Origin of the sequence: Kineobactrum sediminis, assembly GCF_002868715.1 — a bacterium.
Classification (GTDB): domain Bacteria; phylum Pseudomonadota; class Gammaproteobacteria; order Pseudomonadales; family Halieaceae; genus Kineobactrum; species Kineobactrum sediminis.
Map to the genome: position 1 here is coordinate 82,375 of NZ_PKLZ01000013.1, position 21,207 is coordinate 103,581.

Genomic DNA, 21,207 nt, shown 5'->3' on the forward strand with positions numbered 1-21,207 from the left:
CGCGACTTCTATTTCAAGAGGTATTGTGGAATGAAATCAATTTACCGAATCAGTGCAGTGCTGTACTTGGCGGCCGGCTCACTAACGATCGTGCAAGCGAGTGAGCCTCTTTCGCTTCCCGCGGAACTCGATACGTTCAGGCACATCAATACCCTTGTAGTACCGGCGGCCGACAGCCCGATACAGGGTGTCCACCATTTCTACATGAACAGGAAGGGCCTCGAGACATTCAACAAGGATGCCAGTCGCAAGAGCTACCCAGACGGCACCAAAATCCTGGGCAAAGTCTACAAGCCGATTGAAACTGCCGATGGCCGGATCAAGGAAGGGCAACTGGCCGCATTCACCTATATGGTCAAGGATCCGGAATCTCCCGCAACGAAAGACACCGGGGGATGGCACTTCCTGAAATATGACGCCAAAGGCAAACCTGTGGAAATAAACCCGGTGAAGGATTGCTTTGGCTGCCATCGCCCGCATGAAGCAAGCGATTTTGTAATGTCCAGGCCACTGCAATAAGAGTAGCGAGCCCCCGCGGAACGAACGCCGTAACGAGGAATCGTGTTGGCCGAAGGAACCAAAAACGTCCGCTACGCCGTCCGCTGGCGGGTGCTGTTGAAGTACCTGGGCGTGCTGGGTATCGTGCTGGCCGCACTAAACAGCGTACCGCTGGGAGTCGCGGTGTTATTCGGCGAGTTCGAGGTGGCCGGTCGCTATGCCATAGTGTTGCTTGCGCTACTGGCGCTGGCGCTACCCCTGTCGCGCATGACTGCTCCCGGGCAACTACAGATGAACGAAGCCATGACGGTGGTGGTGCTGGTGTTTCTGCTCGGGTCGCTGGTATCGAGCTATTCCCTCGGCGCGGCCAGTGACAAATGGCTCGACAGCTGGTTCGAGGCGGTTTCAGGTATCACCACTACCGGGCTGAGTACTATGGGATCAGTCGAGGACAAGCCCCGCGCTTTCCTGTTCGCTCGATCCTGGATGCAATGGTATGGCGGCCTGGGTATCGTGGTTCTGTCACTGGTTCTCTTCCTGCGCAACAGCGTGGCCGCACGCCGGCTGATGGATATTGAGGCCACTGGCGAAACCCTGGTCTCCACCACACAAATTTACGCGCGGCGTATCGCCATCGTTTACGGGATACTCACAGTATGCGCCCTGACCGCCACCTGGCTGGTAATGGATGATGGCTTCGTCGCACTTTTGCACAGCCTCAGCGCAGTCTCTACCGGCGGCTTCTCGACCTTCGATAACAGCCTGGCAAGGCTGGAGCCTCTTGCGGCTGGCGTGCTAATGGGCTTTGCCTGGCTGGGCGCAGTGTCCTTACCGCTCTACTTCCTGATCTGGCAAAAAGGACCAAGTGCCTTGTTGCATGATCTGGAACTGCGTGCGCTGCTGATCGCCACTGCGGTGCTCGCCGGGCTACTTTACCTGTGGCTGCCGGCGAACGGCCATGGCTGGCCCGACGCCCTGCTGATGGGCATGAGCGCCCAGAGCACAACCGGTTTTTCCACCCTCGCCGTGAGTGATCTCGACGACGCCTCAAAACTCGCCATGATCGGGTCCATGCTGGCAGGCGGCAGCGTCGGCTCCACCGCTGGTGGCTTCAAGCTCTTGCGGCTTCTGCTGTTGCTGCGGCTGTTACAGCTACTTTTGGCGCGCGCGGCGGCGCCGCGCCATGCTGTCATTGAAGCTCGACTTGGCGCCCGTCGGATCGCTGACGAAGACCTGTGGCGCGCCATGCTGCTGATGGTAATGTTCATGCTGCTGATTTTTCTGTCGTGGCTGGCCTTCGTAGCACATGGTTATCCTCCGCTGGATGCCCTGTTCGAGGTGGTTTCCGCCAGCGCTACAGTCGGCTTGTCCACCGGCATTACGCGGCCGGATCTGGAGCCATTTTTAAAGGTCCTGCTATGCTTTGATATGTTGGCCGGACGGATAGAAATTTTTGCCCTGCTGGTGGTGCTTTACCCGGGCACCTGGTTCGGCGAGCGATCGGGGGCTTTATGAGAGCAGTATTCGTAGGGGCGGGATCGCTGGCGGTGATGACCGCGCGCCATCTGCTCAAGCGCGGTCACGACGTGGTGATGATCGAGTGCAACAAAAATCGCATCGAGGAGCTTGCGGAGGAACTGGACTGCGGATTTCTCCATGGCGACGGCAGCAAGCCGGCGCTGCTGCGCGAGGCCGACCCTGAACAGACCGACTTCCTGTTCTGCTTCACCGAAAATGACCAGACTAATATTCTCGCGAGTCTCGCCGGTCGCTCACTCGGCTATGACCGGGTGGTGCCAAAGATCGACGATCCCGAATTCGAGCACCTCTGCATCGAACTCGGCCTCGAGGATGTGATCATTCCTGCTCGCACCAGCGGTCGCTATCTTGCGGACATGGTCGAAGGTAACGATCACCTGGAGATCATCGCGCTGGTCAAAAACGAGGCGCGGGTATTCTCCTTCGTCGTCCGAGAGGGAGACGATAAGCCGATCAATGAGCTGGATCTTCCTGAAGAAAGCCGGGTGGTGCTGTTCTACCGCGACGATAACTTCGTATTGCCGGAGCCGGACAGTAAACTCAAACGCGGCGACGAGGTGATACTCATCACCCATCACCGCAACATCAAGAGCCTCCGCGAACGCTGGCGCGGCTGAACATCGTTCAACCATAAACGGTCGGGGTCAGGTCTCGCTTTGTAGCATTCACCAATAAAATGTTGGCGGCCTCAATCCTCCAGAACAAAGGTGATATGCATGTCCACCCGATATTCGATGATTTTGCCATTATCAAGTGCCACCTTTTGCTCCTTGATCCATGCGCCCTCAACATTTTTCAAGGTTTTCGTGGCACGTTCTATACCTTGCTGTATGGCATGCTCAAAGCTCTCTGGAGACGATGATGAGATTTCCGTTACTCGCGCGACTGACATAATTGAACCCTCTGTGGATAAAGTTTATGACGCTTTTAAAAGTGTAGTTCATCCGTTCAATTTTAAAAGGTGAACCCGACCTGATTCATGAATACTCTTTTTCATACCGGGCAGTGCTTGCCTATCCAGTGCATGCGCACTTCAATTCCAGCGAAATTTTGAATTGTAAGGCGAACAATTCCATACTCAGGAGATGGGATCGAACGGAGGATGGCGCCATGGTGCTCGCATTTTACTTCGGTGTTATAGCGTCGGTGGCACTGGTGATCGGCGGTATCGCGGGAACCTTCTGGCACCCGCGACGGCAAATTACTGGTGTCTTGCTTGCCTTCGCCAGTGGGACATTAATTTCCGCGCTGGCTTTTGAACTCTTTCCACAGGCTGTGGAGGCCGGTGGTTTGGTGCGCTCCACTGTCGGCCTTATCAGCGGCGCTGCGGTTTTTGTGGTGTTCAATACCTGGCTTGACCGCAAGGTGGCACCCGCTGCAGCGACAGGCGATAAGGCGATAGAAACCAAAGTCATTCGAGAAGGCGCGCACCGTGGCATGGGCTTTGCCTTACTGGCCTCTGTCACCCTGGACGGGATGCCGGAAAACCTGGCATTGGGAGCCAGCCTGAGCTACGAGGCCAACCTGACACTGCTGATGGCTATCTTCGCATCGAACTTTCCGGAATCAATGGTTGGCGCGATATCCATGCGCCAGGGAGGCCAGAAAAGATCGACGGTGATTATTATCTGGTCCGGGGCCGCGCTGGTTCTCACCCTGATGGTGGTTTTGGGAAATCTCACCAGTGCTGCAACGAGCGACAACCAACTCGCCTTCCTGCTCGCCTTTGCCGGGGGTGCGGTGATCGCCTCTCTGGCCGACACTCTGATGCCGGAGGCGTTTGAAAGAGGCCGCCCGTTTAATGCCTTTGCCACAGCGGCCGGTTTTGTGGTGTCTTTTGTTCTGGCGTTCGGGTGATGGCATTAGAACCTTGCATCACGTCACTTGGGCAGCGAGACAATCTCCTCATCTCTGGCCGTGCACTTCAGCGGCCGGTCTTGATCCCGGAATCCGCTTTCTGCTGATCGTTGGGGATCTCCATGCCCCGTTTAACTGCCGGCCGCCCGCCTACCCGATCCAGCCAGCCATTCAGATGAGTGAGGTCGTCGGTCTCCTTGACCCCGGCCTCGACCAGTTCATCACGCGCACTCAGGGCCCACGCATAACTGGCGATATCGGCGATACTGTATTCCCCACCGCCCAGGTAAGGGGTTTCGCCCAGGCGCTGGTCCATAACCCCGAGCAGGCGCTGCGCTTTGTTTCGATAGCGTTCAAGTGCGAGTTCAATGGTTTCGGACGCCGCAGTCTTGAACCAGTGCCATTGGCCGACCATTGGGCCCAGGTGCCCCACCTGGAAGAAAAGCCAACCCAGTGTCTCTGTCCTGGCGCTTCCGCTGTGGGGCAAAAAATGCCCGGTTTTCTCCGCCAGGTAAATCAGGATGTTACCGGACTCAAACAAGCGCAGCGACTCACCGGCTGCATCGACCACATCGTAATCGACAATGGCCGGAATCTTGCCATTGGGGCTGACCCGGCGGAATGCAGGCTCCTCTTGCTGCCCCTTGCCGATGTCGATGGCGGTCACCTTGTAGGGGATACCCAGCTCTTCCAGCATGATGGAGGCCTTGTGTCCGTTGGGTGTGCTCCAGGTAAATAACTCGATCATAATTTGACCCTCTCTGGATTACATGACAGGTGTATCGACCGCTCATGTGGTTCCCAAAGGGCGAGTTCGAACCGAAATGCTACAATGCGAGACCTGACCCCCAGCTGTGTGACCCCCAGCTGTGACAGCCAGCTGTGTTTCACATCATTCAGGTCAGGGACCCCGCGGTCCGCGCCTGCCCATCACAAAAAACACGATTGCCAGCACAATGCCAATCACGAATAACAGCCCTGCGATATCGACGGAGATCGCGGCAATGCCGGGCAATCCCAGCACTGCTGCCACCAGCGCGACCACCAGAAATACTATTGCCAAACGTAACATCGCTGCACTCCTTATGTTGTTACCGATGTAATAAACATAGCAGATTCTATTGATTTGGCGTCATGCGCGGATTTTCAAACTGGCATTCCTGTTGAATTATCCCAGAATATGTATAGCAGGATTGCGATGGCAGCGTGCTCTGGCACGCCGACGACACAAACGGAGGTCACATGTCTACGCTGGATTTAATCGACGAGCGCTACCCGCATAAGGTCAGCGCCGAATTCAACGCCAGGAAACTAGCCGAGGAAACCGCCGCGACTTTTGTAAAGGAATACGGCTTTCATGACGAACAGGTCCGTGTCATTGCGCCCGGCGACAGCCACCTGGAATCAAAAGTGGAACCGGAAGACCGGCGCATCGCCGGTACCCTGGTCCGATCGCATGTCGTACTTGGCTTGGCGTTTCTCGTAGCCGGCCTCATTATTGCGTGGCTGCTGGTGACCTTCGGTCCGCCGATTACGCGTTCCAACCCGATAATGACATTCATCCCATTTGTCCTGTTACTGCCAATGATCGGCATGCTGATCGCGGGAGCCATTTCGCTGCGACCGGATCACGATCTCGTGGTTCACCAAGCGAGGACAGCCTCCGAAGAAGGGCACTGGACTGTCGTTGTCCATTGCGCCAGCCATGACGAACAAAATCGCGCAAAGGACTTGCTGGGGGACTCCGTGCGGACACTGTAGCCCGGGGCAAATAATGATGGTTCGATCACAGGCTGAATCCGTAGATTGCAAGCCACAGAGTGGCGCCCGCTGTGACATAGGCGATTAAAGCCAGAAGACCATCGCGGGATACCAGGGAGAGCCCGAAAATCCCCAATGCCGTACCCGCCAGAGATGACGAAAAGGGTATGAGTTCCAGCAGCGGCATACCTGTGGCGATGATCAGGCAGAAGACGGCAATCACGACTGTTGCCGGTCCCTTCACCAGAAAAATCAGTCTCGGTTTGAGGAGATGATCGATGAAGCGTGCGGATGGGCGCAACCACCTGGTTGCAGATTTCATTCGTTCCCGGGGTACGGTGCGATGCAATAACCAGGGGGGGAGCCAGAAGTGACGTCTTCCAGCCAGCATCTGCGCAGAGACCAGTGCCACAATAATCGCAGAGAGTGTTGGAAACAGGGGAATGCCACTCAGTGGCGAGGTGATCAGTACCCCCACCAGAAGTAACAGCGGCGCAAAGGAGCGGGTTCCCACCGCTGAAACAATTTCCTCAACCGTGATCCGGGAGTGATCCGTCTCCGTTGCCCGGTCAAGTTGGTCCAGTAGCTCTTCGAGGTTTTTGACTTCATGGTCGAGGTCTTTTTCCATAGAGTCTGCTCAGGATTCTAGTCTGGTTCCTAAAGATAGCCTTCCGCATGCTGTTCATGTTGATTCCCTGCTGACTTTCACTTGGATAGTAGCTGCAGATTTTTAGAAACGTTAGCATGCCCATCAAACCGCAGCTAAAACCACCGAGACCAAACGCCTTGAAGGCATCACTGCGATGCGGTGCTTGTGGCACTGTTGCATAGGCAAGTTTCGGGGGCACAAGTTCCGGGTTCCGGGGTCAGGTCTCGCATTGTAGCATCTGTGACTACTCTGGCTGTAAGCCAGTGAATGCTACAATGCGAGACCTGACCCCGGCCCTGCCAATACCTCTATCTCAGCACTGATGATGTAGTCCAGTAGCGGGTATTGTTCCAGCAGGTAGTCTGCACCACCTGCTTCAATGAGGCCCTGTCGGCCACCGCGCATGCCGCCTCCGGCATTCTCGCCGTAGAGACCATAGAGCCTGTTGACGACATCCATGCCTTCAACGACTTCACCAAAGGGAGAAAATCCGTCTGCATCCAGTCGTGAGTTGTCGCCCAGGTTGATATAAACCTGGGTGGAACGGGTGTCCGGTCCAGTCATGGCGAACGCAATGCGACCGGGCGTGTTGCCGGCCTGCACCGGATCATCCGTAATAACCGCACTCTTCCAGGCGGCAGTGACCCGCGGTTCGGGGCTCAGCCCAAACTGGGCAATAAACCCCGGAACAACCCGATTGATATGCACCCCGTTATAGAAACCATTCTTTACCAGTTGATAAAACCGGTCAGCGCCATGCGGGGCCCACGCGCGCTCCACCTGCACCGTGAACGCGCCTTCCGTTGTCGTGAATCGTGCCCGATAGTGATCAGGAGCGATGCTATCCCAGGCGGGGTCTTGCGGATTCACCAATAGATCCATATCCGGCCCCGGCACAACCTCAACAGACGTAGCCGCCAGCAGTCCGGCCAAATAGGGCCCCCAGATCGACGGCCGGGAATGGGTGCCGTGACCCCGGGTCATCTCAGTGATGGGCAGCACTATCGCCCGGGCGCCGGGAATACGCGCAGTTTCACGCTCAAGGATCCCGAGCTCGGGCGGATTCACCTGGTCATCCGCGGAATTAATGGCGATGAGCGGTGCCGTGATTTTATCCAGGTGTGGGGCAGGGTTATAAAAGCGCGACGCATCAAAGGCGTAAATAAGATCATTGGCGTCGATACGCGAGCGATAGCGTTCAACCAGATCATCCATCAATGTCTCGGACGTCTCACGCGTAGGCGCCATCTGCTGATACTGCAATGGGCTCGATACCATGAAAACCAGCGCGTACATTGCCGCCTTCAGGCCCGGAGGCTGTTCCTCATAATTCCCCTCCTGCCAGGCCGGGTCCTGGGTTACCGCATCAATCATCATCTTTCGTGTCATGCGATTACGCCCGGCAATTTCCACGGGCAAGCTGGCCAGGGGCAACAAAGCATCCATGAAATCCGGGTAGGTATAGCCATATACCCAGCTCATCATTCCGCCCATGGAAGTACCGGTCACCAGCCTCAGGTGGTCCACCTGCAGGTGTTCGGTGAGCAACTCGTATTGAGCGCGAACCATGTCGCCATAGGTATACCGCGGGAATGTTGCCCGCAGGCCGTCGCTGGGTTTACTCGACTGGCCGTGACCAATCGCATCGGGCAGGATGATGAAGAAGCGGGATGCGTCCAGCAGCTGCCCCGGACCAAAGAGCACGCCGGCGAAGTTCTCGCTGAAGAAGCCGGAGCCACTACCGGTAGTGCCATGCATTATCAGTACCGCATTGTTTACCCTGCCCTCTGCATCACGTTGCGGTGTACCGATGGTCGTGTAGTGCTGCGTGAGATCCAGTACCGAGCCATCATCAAACGCGAAGGCCTGAATGGTAAAGTCACCCTCTTCGGGCAGTGGATGCTCCTGGGCGACAACGGGCATTACCAGCAGGCTAAAAAGCCCGAGCAGAATGCCGCAACATTGTGCGCGTAGAGAGGTATCAGGCATCATTTGCTCCTGGCATGACATGAGTTCTTGTATCCGCAAGAAACGGATATCGTAGGACCCCATGGTGCCAGCTTCAGAAAGGGGATAACAGCCGCGGGGGCACAAATACATCCGGGCACTTCGGGATGCTACAAAGCGAGACCTGACCCCGGAAGTTCGATGGAAGAAATTTCCCCCTGGCCCCTTGAGCCGTCTTACACTTCACTCAATGATATGATGCCTGAAGACAGACTTCGTTGAGCAGCCAAAGAGAGGATCAGGTGATAGGCGATCGTAGCGTAAATGTATTTACTGATGAAGTGATGCTGGGCCACAATCCGGAAGTGGATCAGCCCTTCGTGCCCAGTCGTGTAGAAAAACGCGTGCGGACCATGCTGCAAGGGCTCAATTTCAAGTGGAGCTATCCGGAGCACCCCGGGCGGCTGGCCGCGATTATAAAATACCTGGAAGAAAACCCTGTGCCGGGTGTTAGCTTCAAGTCTGGCCCCAGCGCCACTTACGACCAACTCGGCAGAGTACATACCACGACCTATCTGGACCATATTTTCTCGCTGGCGGGACAACGAGCCTGGCTGGATAGTGATACCACTGCCGTATCCCCTGATAGTATCAAGGCCGCCGCCGCGGCGGCGGGCAATGCCATTGCGGCTGTGGAAAGTGTCATCAATGGAGACTCGCAAAGCGCATTCGCACTGGTACGGCCACCGGGCCACCATGCTGAACCCGTTCGGGCGAGGGGCTTTTGTCTATTAAATAATGTTGCTGTGGCAGCGGCCCATGCTCAAGCGAAGTTAGGCTGTGAACGTATCCTGATAGTTGACTGGGATGCACATCACGGTAATGGCACCCAGGAAATCTTCTGGGCTGATCCCGATGTGCTTTTCTTTGACACCCATTGCGCGGCCCCGTTTTATCCTGGCTCAGGACATTTGAGTGAGGTAGGCGGCGGCTTCGGTGAGGGCTATACCATCAATGTGCCATTGCCTGAGACCTCCGGGGATGTCGCTTTCGAGAAAGCCTTTCGTGAAATACTGATTCCGGCTGCCCAGCATTTCAAACCCGACCTGGTGCTGGTCTCGGCGGGTTTCGACCCACATCACAATGACATGGCCCTGAATCTCACTTATGGTGGTTTCAAGGTTATCAGCCGTATTGTTCAGGAGATTGCCGACCAGCACTGTGATGGCCGGTTAGCCCTTGTACTGGAGGGTGGTTATAACCTGATATCTCTCGCCCGCGGTGTTCACGCTGTGCTGGAAGTACTGGCCGGGGGCGAGATACCGGAATTGGCAGAAAGCGGGGTCGAGGCAGTTACGGAAGCTGCCATTTTTCATCAATCAGCGTTCACTGACGATGAACCTGGATTCAACGAATAAGTGCAATTCAGGTATTCATGCGGTGCTATGCTGCAACGCGAGACCTGACCCCGGGGTTAATCCGAAGTGCTACAAAGCGAGACCTGACCCCGGGATTAATCCGGGGAGGTGGTCCAGGTGAGGGCGCCGTTGCGGTGGCTGATGTCCACGCGACTGAGGCGCTTGAGTGTGTAGTCGCGTGCAGCGATAGTGCTTACCGCGATGAAGTCGGCGCGGGCGAGTTCGGGGGTGAGTTCGAGGCGCACGTAGCCATTGTGGAGGCCGTCGGTCCATTCGACTTCCGGGTTGGTATCCGCCAGCCGCTGGTCCATCAAACCGGCGCCTTCCGCGCCAAATTCAAGGAAATCGCCGGGAGAGGTGATGCCACTGGTGCCCAACTCAAGCCCCATGGAGTGGCCAGAGCCGTCGTGCAATGCATTGCGCCAGAAGCTGTGACTGTCGCCGGTGAGCACCAGCAGGTCGCTCGTACCGGCATCGCGACCGAGCTGGTAAAAGCGTTCGCGCGCCTCGGGATAGCCATCCCAGGGGTCGAGGTAGAGGGGCATCTCGAGCTCTCCCAGCCGGGCAAAGCGCTCGGCGCGCGCCAGGTTGCCGGGGTCCAGTCGTGCGGACAGATAGGCCAGATCTTCTGTACTGAGACGGGGCGATAGCGTGCGCGCCATGGGGATGGCATTACCTATCAGCCGCCAGGGCTCGCCGGCACGCACGGAGTTCGCCAGCGCCGCGGCGGCAAAGGTTTCCATATCCCCCGACAGCATGGTGCGACCGGGCGCCCCGACCTCCCCCATCATGAACTGTCTTGCGGCGGCTGCATCCATGGTGGCCAGTGCGGCTTCGTCGTAGTCCACCTGCTGGGACCGGCCGCTGTGGCGGGTCTCCAGGGTCACCAGGCTGGCCAGGTCGCCAAAACGAAAATGGCGCCAGTAGGCCGCGGGGTCTGCGCCCTCCAGCGGTTCGCGCACGGGCATCCACTCGTACCAGGCCTGCAGTGATGCACTGCGCCTGGGCGCCCAGGGCCCCTCCTCTTCCGGCTGGTGGTTCTGGGCACCTCCCATCCACGGGTTATTGGTGGATTCGTGGTCATCCCAGACGGCCAGCAAGGGGTGCGCCGCGTGCATGCCACGGGCCTGGGGATCGGCCTTGTACTGGGCATGGCGCTGACGATAATCCTGCAGGGTCACAATCTCATGCGCCGGCAGATGCGCGCGGCCCAACCGCTGCCCGGCCTCGGCACCATAACCGTCCGGCCCGTACTCATACAGATAATCACCCAGGTGCAGCACGAACTCCACCCGTGAATCCAGGGCGATGGCTTCATACGCATTGAAGTAGCCAAAGGGATAATTGGAGCAGGAGGCAATGGCCAGCCCCACCCGCGCGAGAGGGCCATCCGCCAGGGTTCGGGTACGGCCGACCACTGAGTATGTGTCTGCGCTTCTGAACCGATAATAATAGCGTGCGCCGGGCTCCAGTTCGCCAACAACCACCTTTACCGTGAAATCACGGCTGGCATTTGCGGTTTGCACCCCTGTTGCAACGATTTCACTGAAGCTCTCGTCCCGCGCCATTTCCCAGGTTACCTGCAGCTGCGGGGCTGCGGTTGTCACCCGGGTCCACAGCACGATTGAGGACTGGTCGGGGTCACCACTGGCAACCCCATGGGCAAACAGCGGTGCCGGTGCAGCGGCTGCGGAGCGGCCTTTTATGGCCATGGGCAGTAGCAGGGTGGAGGCCAGGCCGGCCAGGGCGCGGCGGCGGGTTACGGTATAAGACATGGCACATTTTCCTGTCGTACTTTAAAAAGTCGAATAGTAAAAAAGGCCGGCGCAGGGCCGGCCCAATCAGGCGATCAACGTATTACAGGTCGATGGTGAACGAAGCAGAGACCGTCCGCGGGGCCCCGATCCACGCACCCTGGCCGGCGATGCCACCCAGGTAGCTCTCATCAAACACGTTGTTCATCAGCAGGGTCACGCTCCAGTTATTACCGGTGGATGCCAGCGCCTCGCCATTCAGGGTCAGGTACAGGTCAGCGGTGATGTAGTCGTCCGCTATCCAGCTGTTGTCCAGCCGAATCGGGCGCTCACCGGTGTACTTGCCGCTAATGCCCGCCAGCAGGTTGCCATGGCTATAGTCCAGGGAAAGCACCAGTTGCTGATCGGGAATACCGACCACATCGTTGCCGGGATCAATACCCAATCCAGTATCTACGGCCGGGTCGCCGGTACCAACATAGGTGGCATCGCTCCAGGTGTAGGCGCTGTATACGGACAGGCGATCAGTCAGTTTCAGGTCAGCCGTCAGCTCAAGTCCCTCGGCCTCAATACCCCCGGCATTGAAATAGGTGCCATTGGTGCCGATCAGGTAATTCGGGCCAGCGGCACTTTCCGGGCTCAGGAAGATGATTCGGTCGTTGAAATCCACCTGGTAAAACGTGGTGGTCAGGAAAAGGTCACCGCTGCGGTAACGCAGGCCCAGCTCGACGTTCTCTGCCGTTTCCGGGTTCAGCGCGCTGAGGTCGGATTCCGGACGCTCGAGAATCTCATCGTAGATCGCCTTGAAGTTCTCCGAGTAACCGGCGAACACCTCCAGGCCGTCGACCGGTGTCTGCCACAATACACCGCCGGAGAGCAGCACATCGGAATCTGAGTTCACTTTCACGTTGGTGGTCTCGCCGAAGTTATCCTCGCGCTCCACATCCACCAGGAACTGTTTGATCCCTGCGTTAAGGGTCACGGAACCGAGTTCAATACTGTCCTCGAGATACCACTTCATCACCTGCTGGGGATAGGTGCGATCGTATTGCGTCCAGTAGGGCACATTATCAAATTCAATACCAACCCGCGCGTCGACCAGTTTCTGCCAGGTGCGGGTTTCATCGCGCTGCTGGTCTTCGTACCAGAGCCCGCCGCGCACTGTGTTGTCTAACCCTGCCAGGCTCGTCATCCATTCGCCATCCAGGGTCAGGCCGGTGCGCTCTTTCTTGTAGTTGGTATGGCGATAGGACTGTACCGGTATGGCGCCCGGCGCGTAGCAGGCAGGATCATAGTTGGGTCCGGCGCCACCATAGGGAAAGGTGATGGAGGAGACGCAGCCCGCCTCGGGGGACAGGGCATTGCCGAGACCGTCAACAAAGAATATCTGGCCAAGCGCGGAGCCACCCATTACCGAGGTCGTGCCCAGGGCTTCGCTCTCCGGGCCGCCCTGGTCATCCGCAACATTCACCAGGTAGGGTGGAATCCAGTCTCCACGGCCTTCATTATCATGGTAGTAGCCGCCGGCACTGATGCGCAGCGTAGATGATACCTCCATATCCGCCTTGACATAGGCCAGCAGGTTTTCCCGCAAGGTGGACCAGCCCTGGCGATACACCTGGTCTACATAGGGAATGCCGGTCCAGACATCGGTAAGACGGTCCCATTCGGGATTACTGGCGAATTCCTCGGGCGAGAACAGACGCTGGTAGTTATCTTCGTGGGTATCGTCGTAAGAAATGTAGGCTGTGACCTCGGCCACCCCCAGCTCCGATACCAGCTTTGCCGCCAGGTGGTCGCGCTCGTTTTCCGCGGCGCCGTTTATCCAGTCGGTGGCACTCTGGTGAGACGCCGATAGCCAGGCGCGCGTGTTGCCACCGAAAGTGCCGGTGTCGTAACGAACGTAATAACGCTCGCCGTCGTCTTCACCCAAGCCACCCTGAAAGCGCAGGCCCGACTCTTCCGCCGGGTCATCGGTAACAAAATCGATAGTGCCGCCCAGGGCATCCAGTGACCGGGAAGCGATATCCGCGGTGCCCTGGGATACGGCGACGGTGCGAAGGTTGGCGGAATCCACATAGCGATTGGCTTTGGCGCCACCACCATAGCCGCTGCCACCATTGGGAATACCATCGATGGTGGTGCCGATCTGCTGCTGATCGAGACTGTTCTGGAAGCCGCGCACGGCAATAGTGGTGGACCAGTCGTCAAAGCCGTAGCTGTCGCCTTCCTGAACCGACACACCAGGCAGGTTGTCAATCAGTGCGTTTACGCTGGTGAGCGGTGACTGTTGCATCTTCATGCTGTCGGTGACCACGTTACTGCCGAATACCTGGCTGCGGGCAACCACAAATATCTCTTCCAGCTGCTCGTTGCCGGCAGGTGCCTGTTGCGCCTGGGCCATGCCAACGCCTGCCCACAGGCTGGCGGCTATCGCCAACCGTGTCGCGGAGTATGAAAAACGTCTTTCAAAGTGTTCCAGGTTCATCTCGATCCCCATTGTAATGCCGGCAGCCAGGTCACCGCCGGTGGTGCGAAACGGACAGGTGCCCCCTCTGGCGTCCATCCGATGTGAGACGCCACAGTAAGGTTGGCAGATGACTGTTAAATGACCGGCGGTTGACAAGTTGATGACATAAATTGAAGTTGAACGTTCTATGGGTATTGCGTCATGTTTACTCTCCCTGTCTGGCCAGCATTATAGTGTAATAAAAATACATTTATTAGGTGAAGCACGAGCGTAATTCGCGTATAAATGTAATTTACTTACAATAATAGCGCGCAGACAGGGAGTGACCATGAGCCAGCTGAACGCCGGGATCGCAGCGGTTACCAACCGCATTATTGAGCGTAGCGCGGATTTGCGAGCGGATTACCTCGCCCAGGTGCAGCAGGACAGGCAAGATCGTCCCGTGCGCGGCAAGTTGAGCTGCGGCAACCTGGCGCACGGCTTTGCCGCCTGTGGCGAGGAAGACAAGAACAGCCTGAAGCTGATGGAGGCGGCCAATATCGCCATCGTCACCGCCTACAACGACATGTTATCCGCACACCATCCCTACGCCGACTACCCGGAAAAAATCAAGCGCGCGCTCCGCAAAATGGGGTGTACCGCCCAGGTGGCCGGTGGCGTACCGGCCATGTGCGACGGCGTTACCCAGGGCCAGCCGGGGATGGAGCTGAGCCTGCTGAGTCGGGACCTGATCGCCCAGTGCACGGCGGTGGCACTGTCCCACCAGATGTTTGACGGCGTGCTCGCACTGGGTATCTGCGACAAGATCGTGCCGGGGCTATTGATGGGCGTGCTCAGTTTCGGCTACCTGCCGGCGCTGTTTGTACCTGCCGGGCCGATGCAGTCGGGCATGGCAAACAAGCAAAAACAACGGATTCGCCAGCTCTATGCCGAGGGTAAGGTGGACCGCGAAGAGTTGTTGCGAGCCGAATCCGAGTCCTACCACAGCGCGGGCACCTGCACGTTTTACGGGACCGCCAACAGTAACCAGGTGGTACTGGAGGCGCTGGGGCTGCAATTGCCCGGCAGTTCTTTCGTCAATCCCGACAACCCCCTGCGGGAACGGCTGACCGAGGAGGCCTGCTTCCAGGTGGCGCGCATTACCGCACTGGGCAATAACTACCGGCCAGTGGGTGAAATCGTGGACGAACGCGCCCTGGTCAATGCCACGGTCGCCCTGCTCGCCACTGGCGGCTCCACCAACCACACCATGCACCTGGTGGCGATCGGCCGTGCCGCCGGTATCCGCATGAACTGGAATGACATTGCCGACCTGTCGGCGGTGGTACCGTTACTGGCCAGGGTCTACCCCAATGGCGAGGCCGACGTGAACCACTTTCACGCGGCGGGCGGCACTGCGTGCCTGTTCCGTCAATTGCTGGCCGGCGGTTTCATGCACGCAGACACCAAAACCGCCTGGGGCACCAACTTTGCCGATTTCACCCAGGAAGCGATTCTCAATACCGAGGGCTCCGGCGACGGGGTGATCTGGCGACAATCACCCATGGAGCCACTGGACAGGCAGGTACTGACTACCGTGGACCAGCCGTTTTCCGCCGAGGGTGGCCTGCGTTTGCTGGAAGGCAACCTGGGACGCAGTGTGATGAAGGTGTCCGCAGTGGCGCCGGAACACCGGTCTGTAGAGGCACCCGCCGTGGTGATAGACGACCAGGACGATCTGGCGGCGCTGTTTGCAGCGGGTGAGCTGAACCGCGACTGTGTGGTAGTGGTGCGTTTCCAGGGTCCGCAGGCACTGGGTATGCCCGAACTGCACAAGCTCACGCCACTACTGGGCAGCCTGCAGGACCACGGCCATCGAGTGGCACTGGTCACCGACGGCCGGATGTCCGGAGCCTCGGGTAAAGTGCCGGCAGCCATTCACCTGGTGCCGGAGGCGGCGGCCGGCGGCCTGCTGTCCCGCCTCAGGAATGGCGATATACTCAGGGTTGATGCGGTAACCGGAACCCTGGAGTTCATGGGTGATCTTGCACAACTGCAGGCCAGGCCGGCTGCACCACAGCCGGACGCCGGCCAGCGCGGCTGCGGTCGCGACCTGTTCCGGATAAACCGCGCCGCCATGGGCACCGCCGAGCGGGGTGCTTCGTTCCTGTACGGAGACCGTTAATATGCGCTGGAATTTGATCGCCGATATCGGTGGCACCAATGCCCGCTTTGCCGCCCTGCCGGACGGCCAACTGGTGGGTGAGTTTGAATTCCACCACTCGGTCCTTGAATACCCTGCCTTCAGCGACCTGATCATCAAGCTCCGGGAGGAACTGGCGACAATCGCTGACATTCATACCGCGCCCGCTTCGGTGTGCCTGGCAGTCGCCTGTCCCGCCGACACCGAACAGATTTCCTTTACCAACAGCCACTGGTCCTTCACCCGGCACGACCTGGTGCAGTGGCTGGACTGCGAGCAGATCGCGGTTATCAATGACTTTGAAGCGGTGGCCCACGGTATTACCGCGCTGGACGCGGCCGACTACCTGCAAATCGGTGGCGAATCCCCTGTTCCCAACAAGGCCATCGGCCTGATTGGCGCCGGCACCGGCCTGGGTATGGCCGCCCTGCTGCCGGTGGATGACGATTATCACGTGCTTGACACCGAGGGCGGCCATGCGGATTTCGCGCCGGTTGACCCGCTGCAGATCCATGTACTCAATTACCTGCGCGCCATCTACGGCCGGGTGTCACTCGAGCGCCTGCTGTCGGGCAAGGGCCTGCTGAACCTGTACCATGCCATGTGTGACCTGCACTCGGCAGAGCCGGTCCTGACACTGCCTGCGGAGGTGGTGGCCGCCAGCCTTGCCCGGACCGACCCGCTGGCGCTGGCGGCACTGAATGTCTTTTGCGAGGCCTTTGGCGCCACCGCCGGCAACCTGGCGCTGACCCTGGGCGCCAGGGGCGGCGTTTACATTGCCGGGGGCGTCATTCCGCGTTTCAGCGAGTTTTTTATCGCCAGTGGCTTTCGCGACAAATTTGAAAACAAAGGTCGCTTCCGGGCCTACCTGCAACCGATTCCCGTGTTCCTCGTTACCCGTGACAACCTCGGGTTACTGGGTGCGGCCAAATATCTGCAAAGGAGAAACCCGTGCGTGAACTCTTAGCCGACACCCGTGTAATACCCGTCATCACCCTCGAGCGCGTGGAAGACGCGGTGCCCATGGCCCGGGCGCTGGTAAACGGGGGCCTCAAGGTACTCGAAGTGACCCTGCGCACCCCCGCCGCTGCCGATGGCATACGCCGTATACTCGCGGAGGTGGCAGGTGCCATTGTCGGTACCGGCACTGTCTGCACCCCGGCACACGTGCAACTGTCCTGCGACCTCGGTTGCCAGTTCATGATTTCACCGGGATTTACCGACCAGTTGCTGGCAGCGGCGGCGCAGGCCCCGTTGCCACTGATGCCCGGTATCGCCACCGTTAGTGAAATGATGCGCGGCATGGAGTATGGCTACCAGGACTTCAAGTTCTTCCCGGCAGAAGCCGCCGGTGGTGTTCCGGTACTCAAGGCTATTGCGGGCCCCTTCGCAGATGTGCGATTTTGTCCCACCGGAGGTATTGGCCTGGGCAACTTTCTGGACTACCTGGAGCTGCCCAATGTGATGTGTGTCGGTGGCTCCTGGATACTTCCAGCGGACCTGGTTGCCGCGCAGCGTTGGGACGACATTGAACAGTTGGCACGGGAAACCGCAAACTTTCGAGGCATAAAATGAGTAGCGCAGTAGACTTGATCATATTCGGTACCCGGGGCGATCTCTCCAGGCGCAAACTGTTCCCCGCACTCTATCAACTGGATCGGGCCGGCCTGCTCGAGGATGGCGTTCGTATCGCCGGGCTCGCCCGGGACGATATCAGCAATGACGAGTTTGCCGCGGATATTGAACAGACGCTGCGCGAGGCCTTTAGTGAAGCCAATATCGATGATGAGTCCTGCGAACGTTTTTGCGCACGATTGCAGTACCTCTATGTCGATTTTGCCCAGCCCGACCAGTACTCCGCCATCAAGCAATGGCTGGCCAGCGATCGTATCGCGATCTACTACCTGGCAACCCCGCCCAGCCTGTTCGGCATGATCTCCGAGCATCTGGCCGGCGCCGGCTGCATAACCCACGATTCGCGTATTGTGCTGGAAAAACCGATAGGCCACGATCTGGCGAGCTCACGGCAGGTAAATGATGCGGTCGCCAGTTGCTTTGATGAGTGCAATATTTACCGCATTGATCATTACCTGGGCAAGGAGACGGTACAGAACCTGCTGGCACTGCGCTTCGCCAACCGCATGATCAATTCCCAGTGGGATAACAGCTGCGTAGACCACGTCCAGATCACCGCCGCGGAAACGGTGGGCATTGAGGGGCGCTGGTCGTACTACGACAAGGTGGGCCAGCTGCGCGACATGATCCAGAACCACGTGCTGCAGTTGCTGTGCATGGTCGCCATGGAGCCACCGAACTCCCTGCGGGCCGACGAAATACGCGCCGAGAAGGTAAAGATCCTGCGCGCACTGAGCCCCATTACCGCCGCCACTGTTGCCGAGCAGGCCGTACGTGGCCAGTATACTGCAGGCTGGGTGAACGGCACCCCGGTGGTCGGTTACCTGGACGAGGAAGGCAGCGAGAGCGATAGCAGTAATACTGAAACCTTTGTCGCCCTCAAGGCCTATATCGACAACTGGCGCTGGGCGGGTGTGCCCTTTTACCTTCGCACTGGCAAACGCATGGAGAGCAAGGTTACCGAGGTGGTGATTACCTACAAGGATCCGCCCCACGCCATATTCCCGGAAAATGAGTATGTCGCCTGCAACAGGCTGATCATCCGCCTGCAGCCCAATGAAGGCATTGAACTTGAAATGTTATCCAAGAAACAGAGCCTGAAAGAGCGCATGAGCCTGGAAAAACGGCACCTGAACCTGGATTTTTTCGATTCATCGGGTGAATCGCGGATCGCCGATGCCTATGAGCGCCTGTTCCTGGAAGTGATAAACGGCGACCAGTGGCTATTTGTCAGCCGGGAGGAAATAGAAGCATCGTGGTCCTGGTGCGATGCCCTGCTGGATGCCTGGAAGGAAAAAGGCGTTGGTGTCAGTGGCTACAGCGCGGGCTCCTGGGGGCCCTCGAAAGCGGAGATGCTGATCGAGAAAGACCAGTGCACCTGGCATCGGTCTTAGGGCTTCCCCCTTACCGTGTCGGTAAAACCGCGCCGGTAAACGTCCAGACCCGGTATTCCGGCAACCCGCATCCCTGGGGAAAAACGATTTATGCATAGAAACACGTTACTCGAGCAACTGAGCAGCAACACGCTGAAGCTCAGCAAGTCGGACCAGAAGGTGGCGGCGATTATCACCAGCGAGCCCGCCGCTGTTATTCACTACTCCATCGCCCGACTCGCCGCGCTGGCCGGGGTCAGTGAACCCACCGTCAGCCGGCTCAGCCATAAACTCGGCTGCGATGGCTATACCGATTTCAAGCTGAGGCTCGCCCAGGAGATCTCCAGCGGTGGTCGCCTGTTCGTCGAGAATATGGATGCCACCGATAACACCCAGACCATTATCAACAAGATATTGTCTTCAATAGAAACCAGCGTCCACAGCATGCAACAATCCACGTCGGCCGCCTCTATTGAATCGGCAACCGCCATGCTGGCCGACAGTCGCAGTATCTATTTCTTCGGTATCGGTGCCTCCGGGCCCGTGGCGCTGGATGCCCAGCACAAGTTTTTCCGGTTTGGAATTCCGGTGGTAGCGCAAACCGATTACATCAACCAGCGCATGATGTGTTCGATGCTGGGGCCCGAGGACGCGGCGATCTTCATCAGCTATACCGGTCGCACCCGGGAGATTGTCGCCAGCGCAGCGGTAGCGAGTGAGCGCGGCGCGCGCACCATCGGGCTCACCCAGCAGGGCTCGCCCCTGGCCGGGCACTGCCGGGAGGTGCTGAATGTAGTCGCGCTGGAAGACACCGACCTGTATACGCCCATGACCTCCCGCATTATTCACCTGGTACTGATCGATATACTCGCCACCAAGCTGGCAATCACCCTGGGTGAAAAGGTGGAGACCAATATCCGGGCCATCAAGCGTAACCTGCAGGCAACACGCCATGATGGCTGAAGACTTTCAGATTGACGTCAATTTGTAGTTTTATTACAAATAGTCCCGTGATATGGTTATTGTGTAGCTTAATTACATAACTGCGGGAGATAGACTGACATGGCACGCATCGCAATCAACGGATTTGGACGCATCGGCCGTAATATCTTTCGGGCGTGGCTGGAACAGACCGGCAGCACGCAGCAGATCGTCGCCATCAATGATCTTGGCGACCCGGCAATGAATGCCCACCTGCTGAAGTATGACAGTGTGCACGGCACCCTCGCCCAGGATGTCAGCCTTGACGGCGCCACCATCCGGGTAGCCGACAAGGCCATCGTGTGCAGCCAGGTACGGGACCTGCACGCCCTGCCCTGGCGCGACCTGGAAATCGATATTGTGCTGGAATGCACCGGCGTCTTCACCACCCGCGCCAGCGCCAGCGGCCACCTGGATGCCGGCGCGAAGCTGGTGCTGATCTCCGCTCCCGCGAATGATGCGGATGCCACGGTAGTCTTCGGCGTGAACGAGTCGATACTGGACGGCTCCCAGAAGATCGTATCCAACGCCTCCTGTACCACCAATTGCCTCGCTCCCCTGGCCAAGGCCCTGCACGAGGGCATAGGCATTGAAACGGGCCTGGCGAATACCGTACACGCCTACACCAATGACCAGCGCCTGTCCGATGTCGCGCACAGCGATGTGATGCGCGCGCGCTCGGCAACGCAATCGCTGATCCCCACCAAGACCGGTGCCGCCGCGGCAGTGGCCCTGGTACTGCCGGCACTGGCGGGCAAACTGGACGGCCTGGCGGTGCGAGTACCGCTGATCAACGTTTCGCTGCTGGATTTAACCTTCGAAGCGAGCAGGAAAACCACCGCCGAAGAAGTCAACCGCATTATTGAAGACGCGGCGCCGGGGATGCGGGGCGCGTTGCAGGTAAACCAGCTGCCGCTGGTGAGCATTGATTTCAACCACAACCCCGCCTCCTCCATCGCCGATCTGTCGTTAACCCGGGTACGGGGCAAACTGGTGAAAGTACTGGCCTGGTACGACAACGAGTGGGGATTTTCCAACCGCATGCTGGATACGGCGGGGGCGATGCTGGCGTTGTTGCCAGAGCAGGAAAGCAACATACCGGCCGCGACGAGTTTCGAGCCGGCCTGAGCTTACTGAAAACCG

At 58.4% G+C, this 21,207-nt stretch carries 19 protein-coding genes; 12 read left to right on the forward strand and 7 right to left on the reverse strand.

The window, feature by feature from the left end; all coding sequences use genetic code 11:
* Positions 1-30: 30 nt before the first annotated feature.
* The 3 genes from CWI75_RS15670 to CWI75_RS15680 are packed head-to-tail and all read left to right on the forward strand — an operon-like array spanning position 31 to position 2,654.
* Positions 31-519 (forward strand): cytochrome P460 family protein, encoded by a 489-nt coding sequence (locus tag CWI75_RS15670; protein ID WP_101522469.1) that lies wholly within the window; start codon positions 31-33, stop codon positions 517-519.
* A 42-nt stretch (positions 520-561) separates the two neighbouring features.
* On the forward strand, positions 562-2,013 hold the full coding sequence (locus tag CWI75_RS15675; RefSeq protein WP_206604758.1) for a TrkH family potassium uptake protein: 1,452 nt from the start codon (positions 562-564) through the stop codon (positions 2,011-2,013).
* Entirely contained in the window at positions 2,010-2,654 is a 645-nt protein-coding gene (locus CWI75_RS15680; protein ID WP_101522470.1) for a potassium channel family protein, read from the forward strand. The genes CWI75_RS15675 and CWI75_RS15680 overlap by 4 nt, the downstream gene beginning before the upstream one ends.
* A 71-nt stretch (positions 2,655-2,725) precedes the next feature.
* On the opposite strand, the gene CWI75_RS15685 is transcribed toward CWI75_RS15680, so the two are convergent.
* Positions 2,726-2,929: a dodecin family protein gene (locus CWI75_RS15685; protein WP_101522471.1), complete on the reverse strand. Its 204-nt coding sequence runs from the start codon at positions 2,927-2,929 to the stop codon at positions 2,726-2,728.
* Between the two features lie 218 nt (positions 2,930-3,147).
* Here CWI75_RS15685 and CWI75_RS15690 point away from each other — a divergent pair, with 218 nt between their 5' ends.
* Positions 3,148-3,894: a ZIP family metal transporter gene (locus CWI75_RS15690; protein ID WP_101522472.1), complete on the forward strand. Its 747-nt coding sequence runs from the start codon at positions 3,148-3,150 to the stop codon at positions 3,892-3,894.
* A 67-nt stretch (positions 3,895-3,961) separates the two neighbouring features.
* On the opposite strand, the gene CWI75_RS15695 is transcribed toward CWI75_RS15690, so the two are convergent.
* The gene (locus CWI75_RS15695) at positions 3,962-4,642 is read right to left on the reverse strand and encodes a glutathione S-transferase N-terminal domain-containing protein (RefSeq protein WP_101522473.1); all 681 of its coding nucleotides are present in this window, start codon (positions 4,640-4,642) and stop codon (positions 3,962-3,964) included.
* Between the two features lie 153 nt (positions 4,643-4,795).
* The gene (locus CWI75_RS15700; protein WP_101522474.1) at positions 4,796-4,966 is read right to left on the reverse strand and encodes a DUF1328 domain-containing protein; all 171 of its coding nucleotides are present in this window, start codon (positions 4,964-4,966) and stop codon (positions 4,796-4,798) included.
* A 170-nt stretch (positions 4,967-5,136) separates the two neighbouring features.
* Here CWI75_RS15700 and CWI75_RS15705 point away from each other — a divergent pair, with 170 nt between their 5' ends.
* Positions 5,137-5,655: a hypothetical protein gene (locus tag CWI75_RS15705; RefSeq protein WP_101522475.1), complete on the forward strand. Its 519-nt coding sequence runs from the start codon at positions 5,137-5,139 to the stop codon at positions 5,653-5,655.
* A gap of 25 nt (positions 5,656-5,680) precedes the next feature.
* Here the strand turns inward: CWI75_RS15705 and CWI75_RS15710 are convergent, their stop codons facing one another.
* Positions 5,681-6,283: an exopolysaccharide biosynthesis protein gene (locus tag CWI75_RS15710; protein ID WP_101522476.1), complete on the reverse strand. Its 603-nt coding sequence runs from the start codon at positions 6,281-6,283 to the stop codon at positions 5,681-5,683.
* A 291-nt stretch (positions 6,284-6,574) separates the two neighbouring features.
* Positions 6,575-8,293 (reverse strand): alpha/beta fold hydrolase, encoded by a 1,719-nt coding sequence (locus CWI75_RS15715; RefSeq protein WP_101522477.1) that lies wholly within the window; start codon positions 8,291-8,293, stop codon positions 6,575-6,577.
* 260 nt (positions 8,294-8,553) lie between these two features.
* Between CWI75_RS15715 and CWI75_RS15720 the strand changes: the two genes are divergently transcribed.
* Positions 8,554-9,669 carry a histone deacetylase family protein gene (locus CWI75_RS15720; RefSeq protein ID WP_175580232.1) on the forward strand — a complete coding sequence of 372 codons (1,116 nt, stop codon included), beginning with the start codon at positions 8,554-8,556 and terminating at the stop codon, positions 9,667-9,669.
* Between the two features lie 95 nt (positions 9,670-9,764).
* Here CWI75_RS15720 and CWI75_RS15725 read toward each other — a convergent pair whose 3' ends face one another.
* Entirely contained in the window at positions 9,765-11,444 is a 1,680-nt protein-coding gene (locus CWI75_RS15725) for an alkaline phosphatase D family protein (RefSeq protein WP_101522478.1), read from the reverse strand.
* An 82-nt stretch (positions 11,445-11,526) separates the two neighbouring features.
* On the reverse strand, positions 11,527-13,989 hold the full coding sequence (locus tag CWI75_RS15730) for a TonB-dependent receptor domain-containing protein (RefSeq protein WP_241521259.1): 2,463 nt from the start codon (positions 13,987-13,989) through the stop codon (positions 11,527-11,529).
* Positions 13,990-14,221: 232 nt separating this feature from the next.
* On the opposite strand from CWI75_RS15730, the gene edd reads away from it, so the two are divergent.
* From edd to gap, 6 genes are all read left to right on the forward strand, one after another.
* Complete coding sequence (edd, locus tag CWI75_RS15735; protein WP_101522479.1) at positions 14,222-16,057, forward strand: phosphogluconate dehydratase; 1,836 nt, start codon at positions 14,222-14,224, stop codon at positions 16,055-16,057.
* 1 nt (position 16,058) lies between these two features.
* On the forward strand, positions 16,059-17,042 hold the full coding sequence (gene glk, locus CWI75_RS15740; RefSeq protein WP_101522480.1) for a glucokinase: 984 nt from the start codon (positions 16,059-16,061) through the stop codon (positions 17,040-17,042).
* Positions 17,027-17,650, forward strand: a complete 624-nt coding sequence (locus CWI75_RS15745; protein WP_101522500.1) for a bifunctional 4-hydroxy-2-oxoglutarate aldolase/2-dehydro-3-deoxy-phosphogluconate aldolase — start codon at positions 17,027-17,029, stop codon at positions 17,648-17,650. The genes glk and CWI75_RS15745 overlap by 16 nt, the downstream gene beginning before the upstream one ends.
* A complete protein-coding gene (gene zwf / locus CWI75_RS15750; RefSeq protein ID WP_101522481.1) occupies positions 17,647-19,104 on the forward strand; it encodes a glucose-6-phosphate dehydrogenase in 1,458 nt (485 codons plus the stop codon). Before CWI75_RS15745 ends, zwf begins: the two co-directional genes overlap by 4 nt.
* Before the next feature lie 90 nt (positions 19,105-19,194).
* On the forward strand, positions 19,195-20,046 hold the full coding sequence (locus tag CWI75_RS15755) for an SIS domain-containing protein (RefSeq protein ID WP_101522482.1): 852 nt from the start codon (positions 19,195-19,197) through the stop codon (positions 20,044-20,046).
* 99 nt (positions 20,047-20,145) lie between these two features.
* Entirely contained in the window at positions 20,146-21,192 is a 1,047-nt protein-coding gene (gap, locus tag CWI75_RS15760) for a type I glyceraldehyde-3-phosphate dehydrogenase (RefSeq protein WP_101522483.1), read from the forward strand.
* Positions 21,193-21,207 lie beyond the last annotated feature (15 nt).

What these genes read in the sequence shown, in the direction of transcription:
- CWI75_RS15670 (WP_101522469.1), top strand. Translation starts at nt 31, where the DNA reads ATGAAATCAATTTACCGAATCAGTGCAGTGCTGTACTTGGCGGCCGGC.
- CWI75_RS15680 (WP_101522470.1), top strand. Translation starts at nt 2,010, where the DNA reads ATGAGAGCAGTATTCGTAGGGGCGGGATCGCTGGCGGTGATGACCGCG.
- CWI75_RS15685 (WP_101522471.1), bottom strand. Translation starts at nt 2,929, where the DNA reads ATGTCAGTCGCGCGAGTAACGGAAATCTCATCATCGTCTCCAGAGAGC.
- CWI75_RS15690 (WP_101522472.1), top strand. Translation starts at nt 3,148, where the DNA reads ATGGTGCTCGCATTTTACTTCGGTGTTATAGCGTCGGTGGCACTGGTG.
- CWI75_RS15695 (WP_101522473.1), bottom strand. Translation starts at nt 4,642, where the DNA reads ATGATCGAGTTATTTACCTGGAGCACACCCAACGGACACAAGGCCTCC.
- CWI75_RS15700 (WP_101522474.1), bottom strand. Translation starts at nt 4,966, where the DNA reads ATGTTACGTTTGGCAATAGTATTTCTGGTGGTCGCGCTGGTGGCAGCA.
- CWI75_RS15705 (WP_101522475.1), top strand. Translation starts at nt 5,137, where the DNA reads ATGTCTACGCTGGATTTAATCGACGAGCGCTACCCGCATAAGGTCAGC.
- CWI75_RS15710 (WP_101522476.1), bottom strand. Translation starts at nt 6,283, where the DNA reads ATGGAAAAAGACCTCGACCATGAAGTCAAAAACCTCGAAGAGCTACTG.
- CWI75_RS15715 (WP_101522477.1), bottom strand. Translation starts at nt 8,293, where the DNA reads ATGCCTGATACCTCTCTACGCGCACAATGTTGCGGCATTCTGCTCGGG.
- CWI75_RS15725 (WP_101522478.1), bottom strand. Translation starts at nt 11,444, where the DNA reads ATGTCTTATACCGTAACCCGCCGCCGCGCCCTGGCCGGCCTGGCCTCC.
- CWI75_RS15730 (WP_241521259.1), bottom strand. Translation starts at nt 13,989, where the DNA reads ATGGACGCCAGAGGGGGCACCTGTCCGTTTCGCACCACCGGCGGTGAC.
- edd (WP_101522479.1), top strand. Translation starts at nt 14,222, where the DNA reads ATGAGCCAGCTGAACGCCGGGATCGCAGCGGTTACCAACCGCATTATT.
- glk (WP_101522480.1), top strand. Translation starts at nt 16,059, where the DNA reads ATGCGCTGGAATTTGATCGCCGATATCGGTGGCACCAATGCCCGCTTT.
- zwf (WP_101522481.1), top strand. Translation starts at nt 17,647, where the DNA reads ATGAGTAGCGCAGTAGACTTGATCATATTCGGTACCCGGGGCGATCTC.
- CWI75_RS15755 (WP_101522482.1), top strand. Translation starts at nt 19,195, where the DNA reads ATGCATAGAAACACGTTACTCGAGCAACTGAGCAGCAACACGCTGAAG.
- gap (WP_101522483.1), top strand. Translation starts at nt 20,146, where the DNA reads ATGGCACGCATCGCAATCAACGGATTTGGACGCATCGGCCGTAATATC.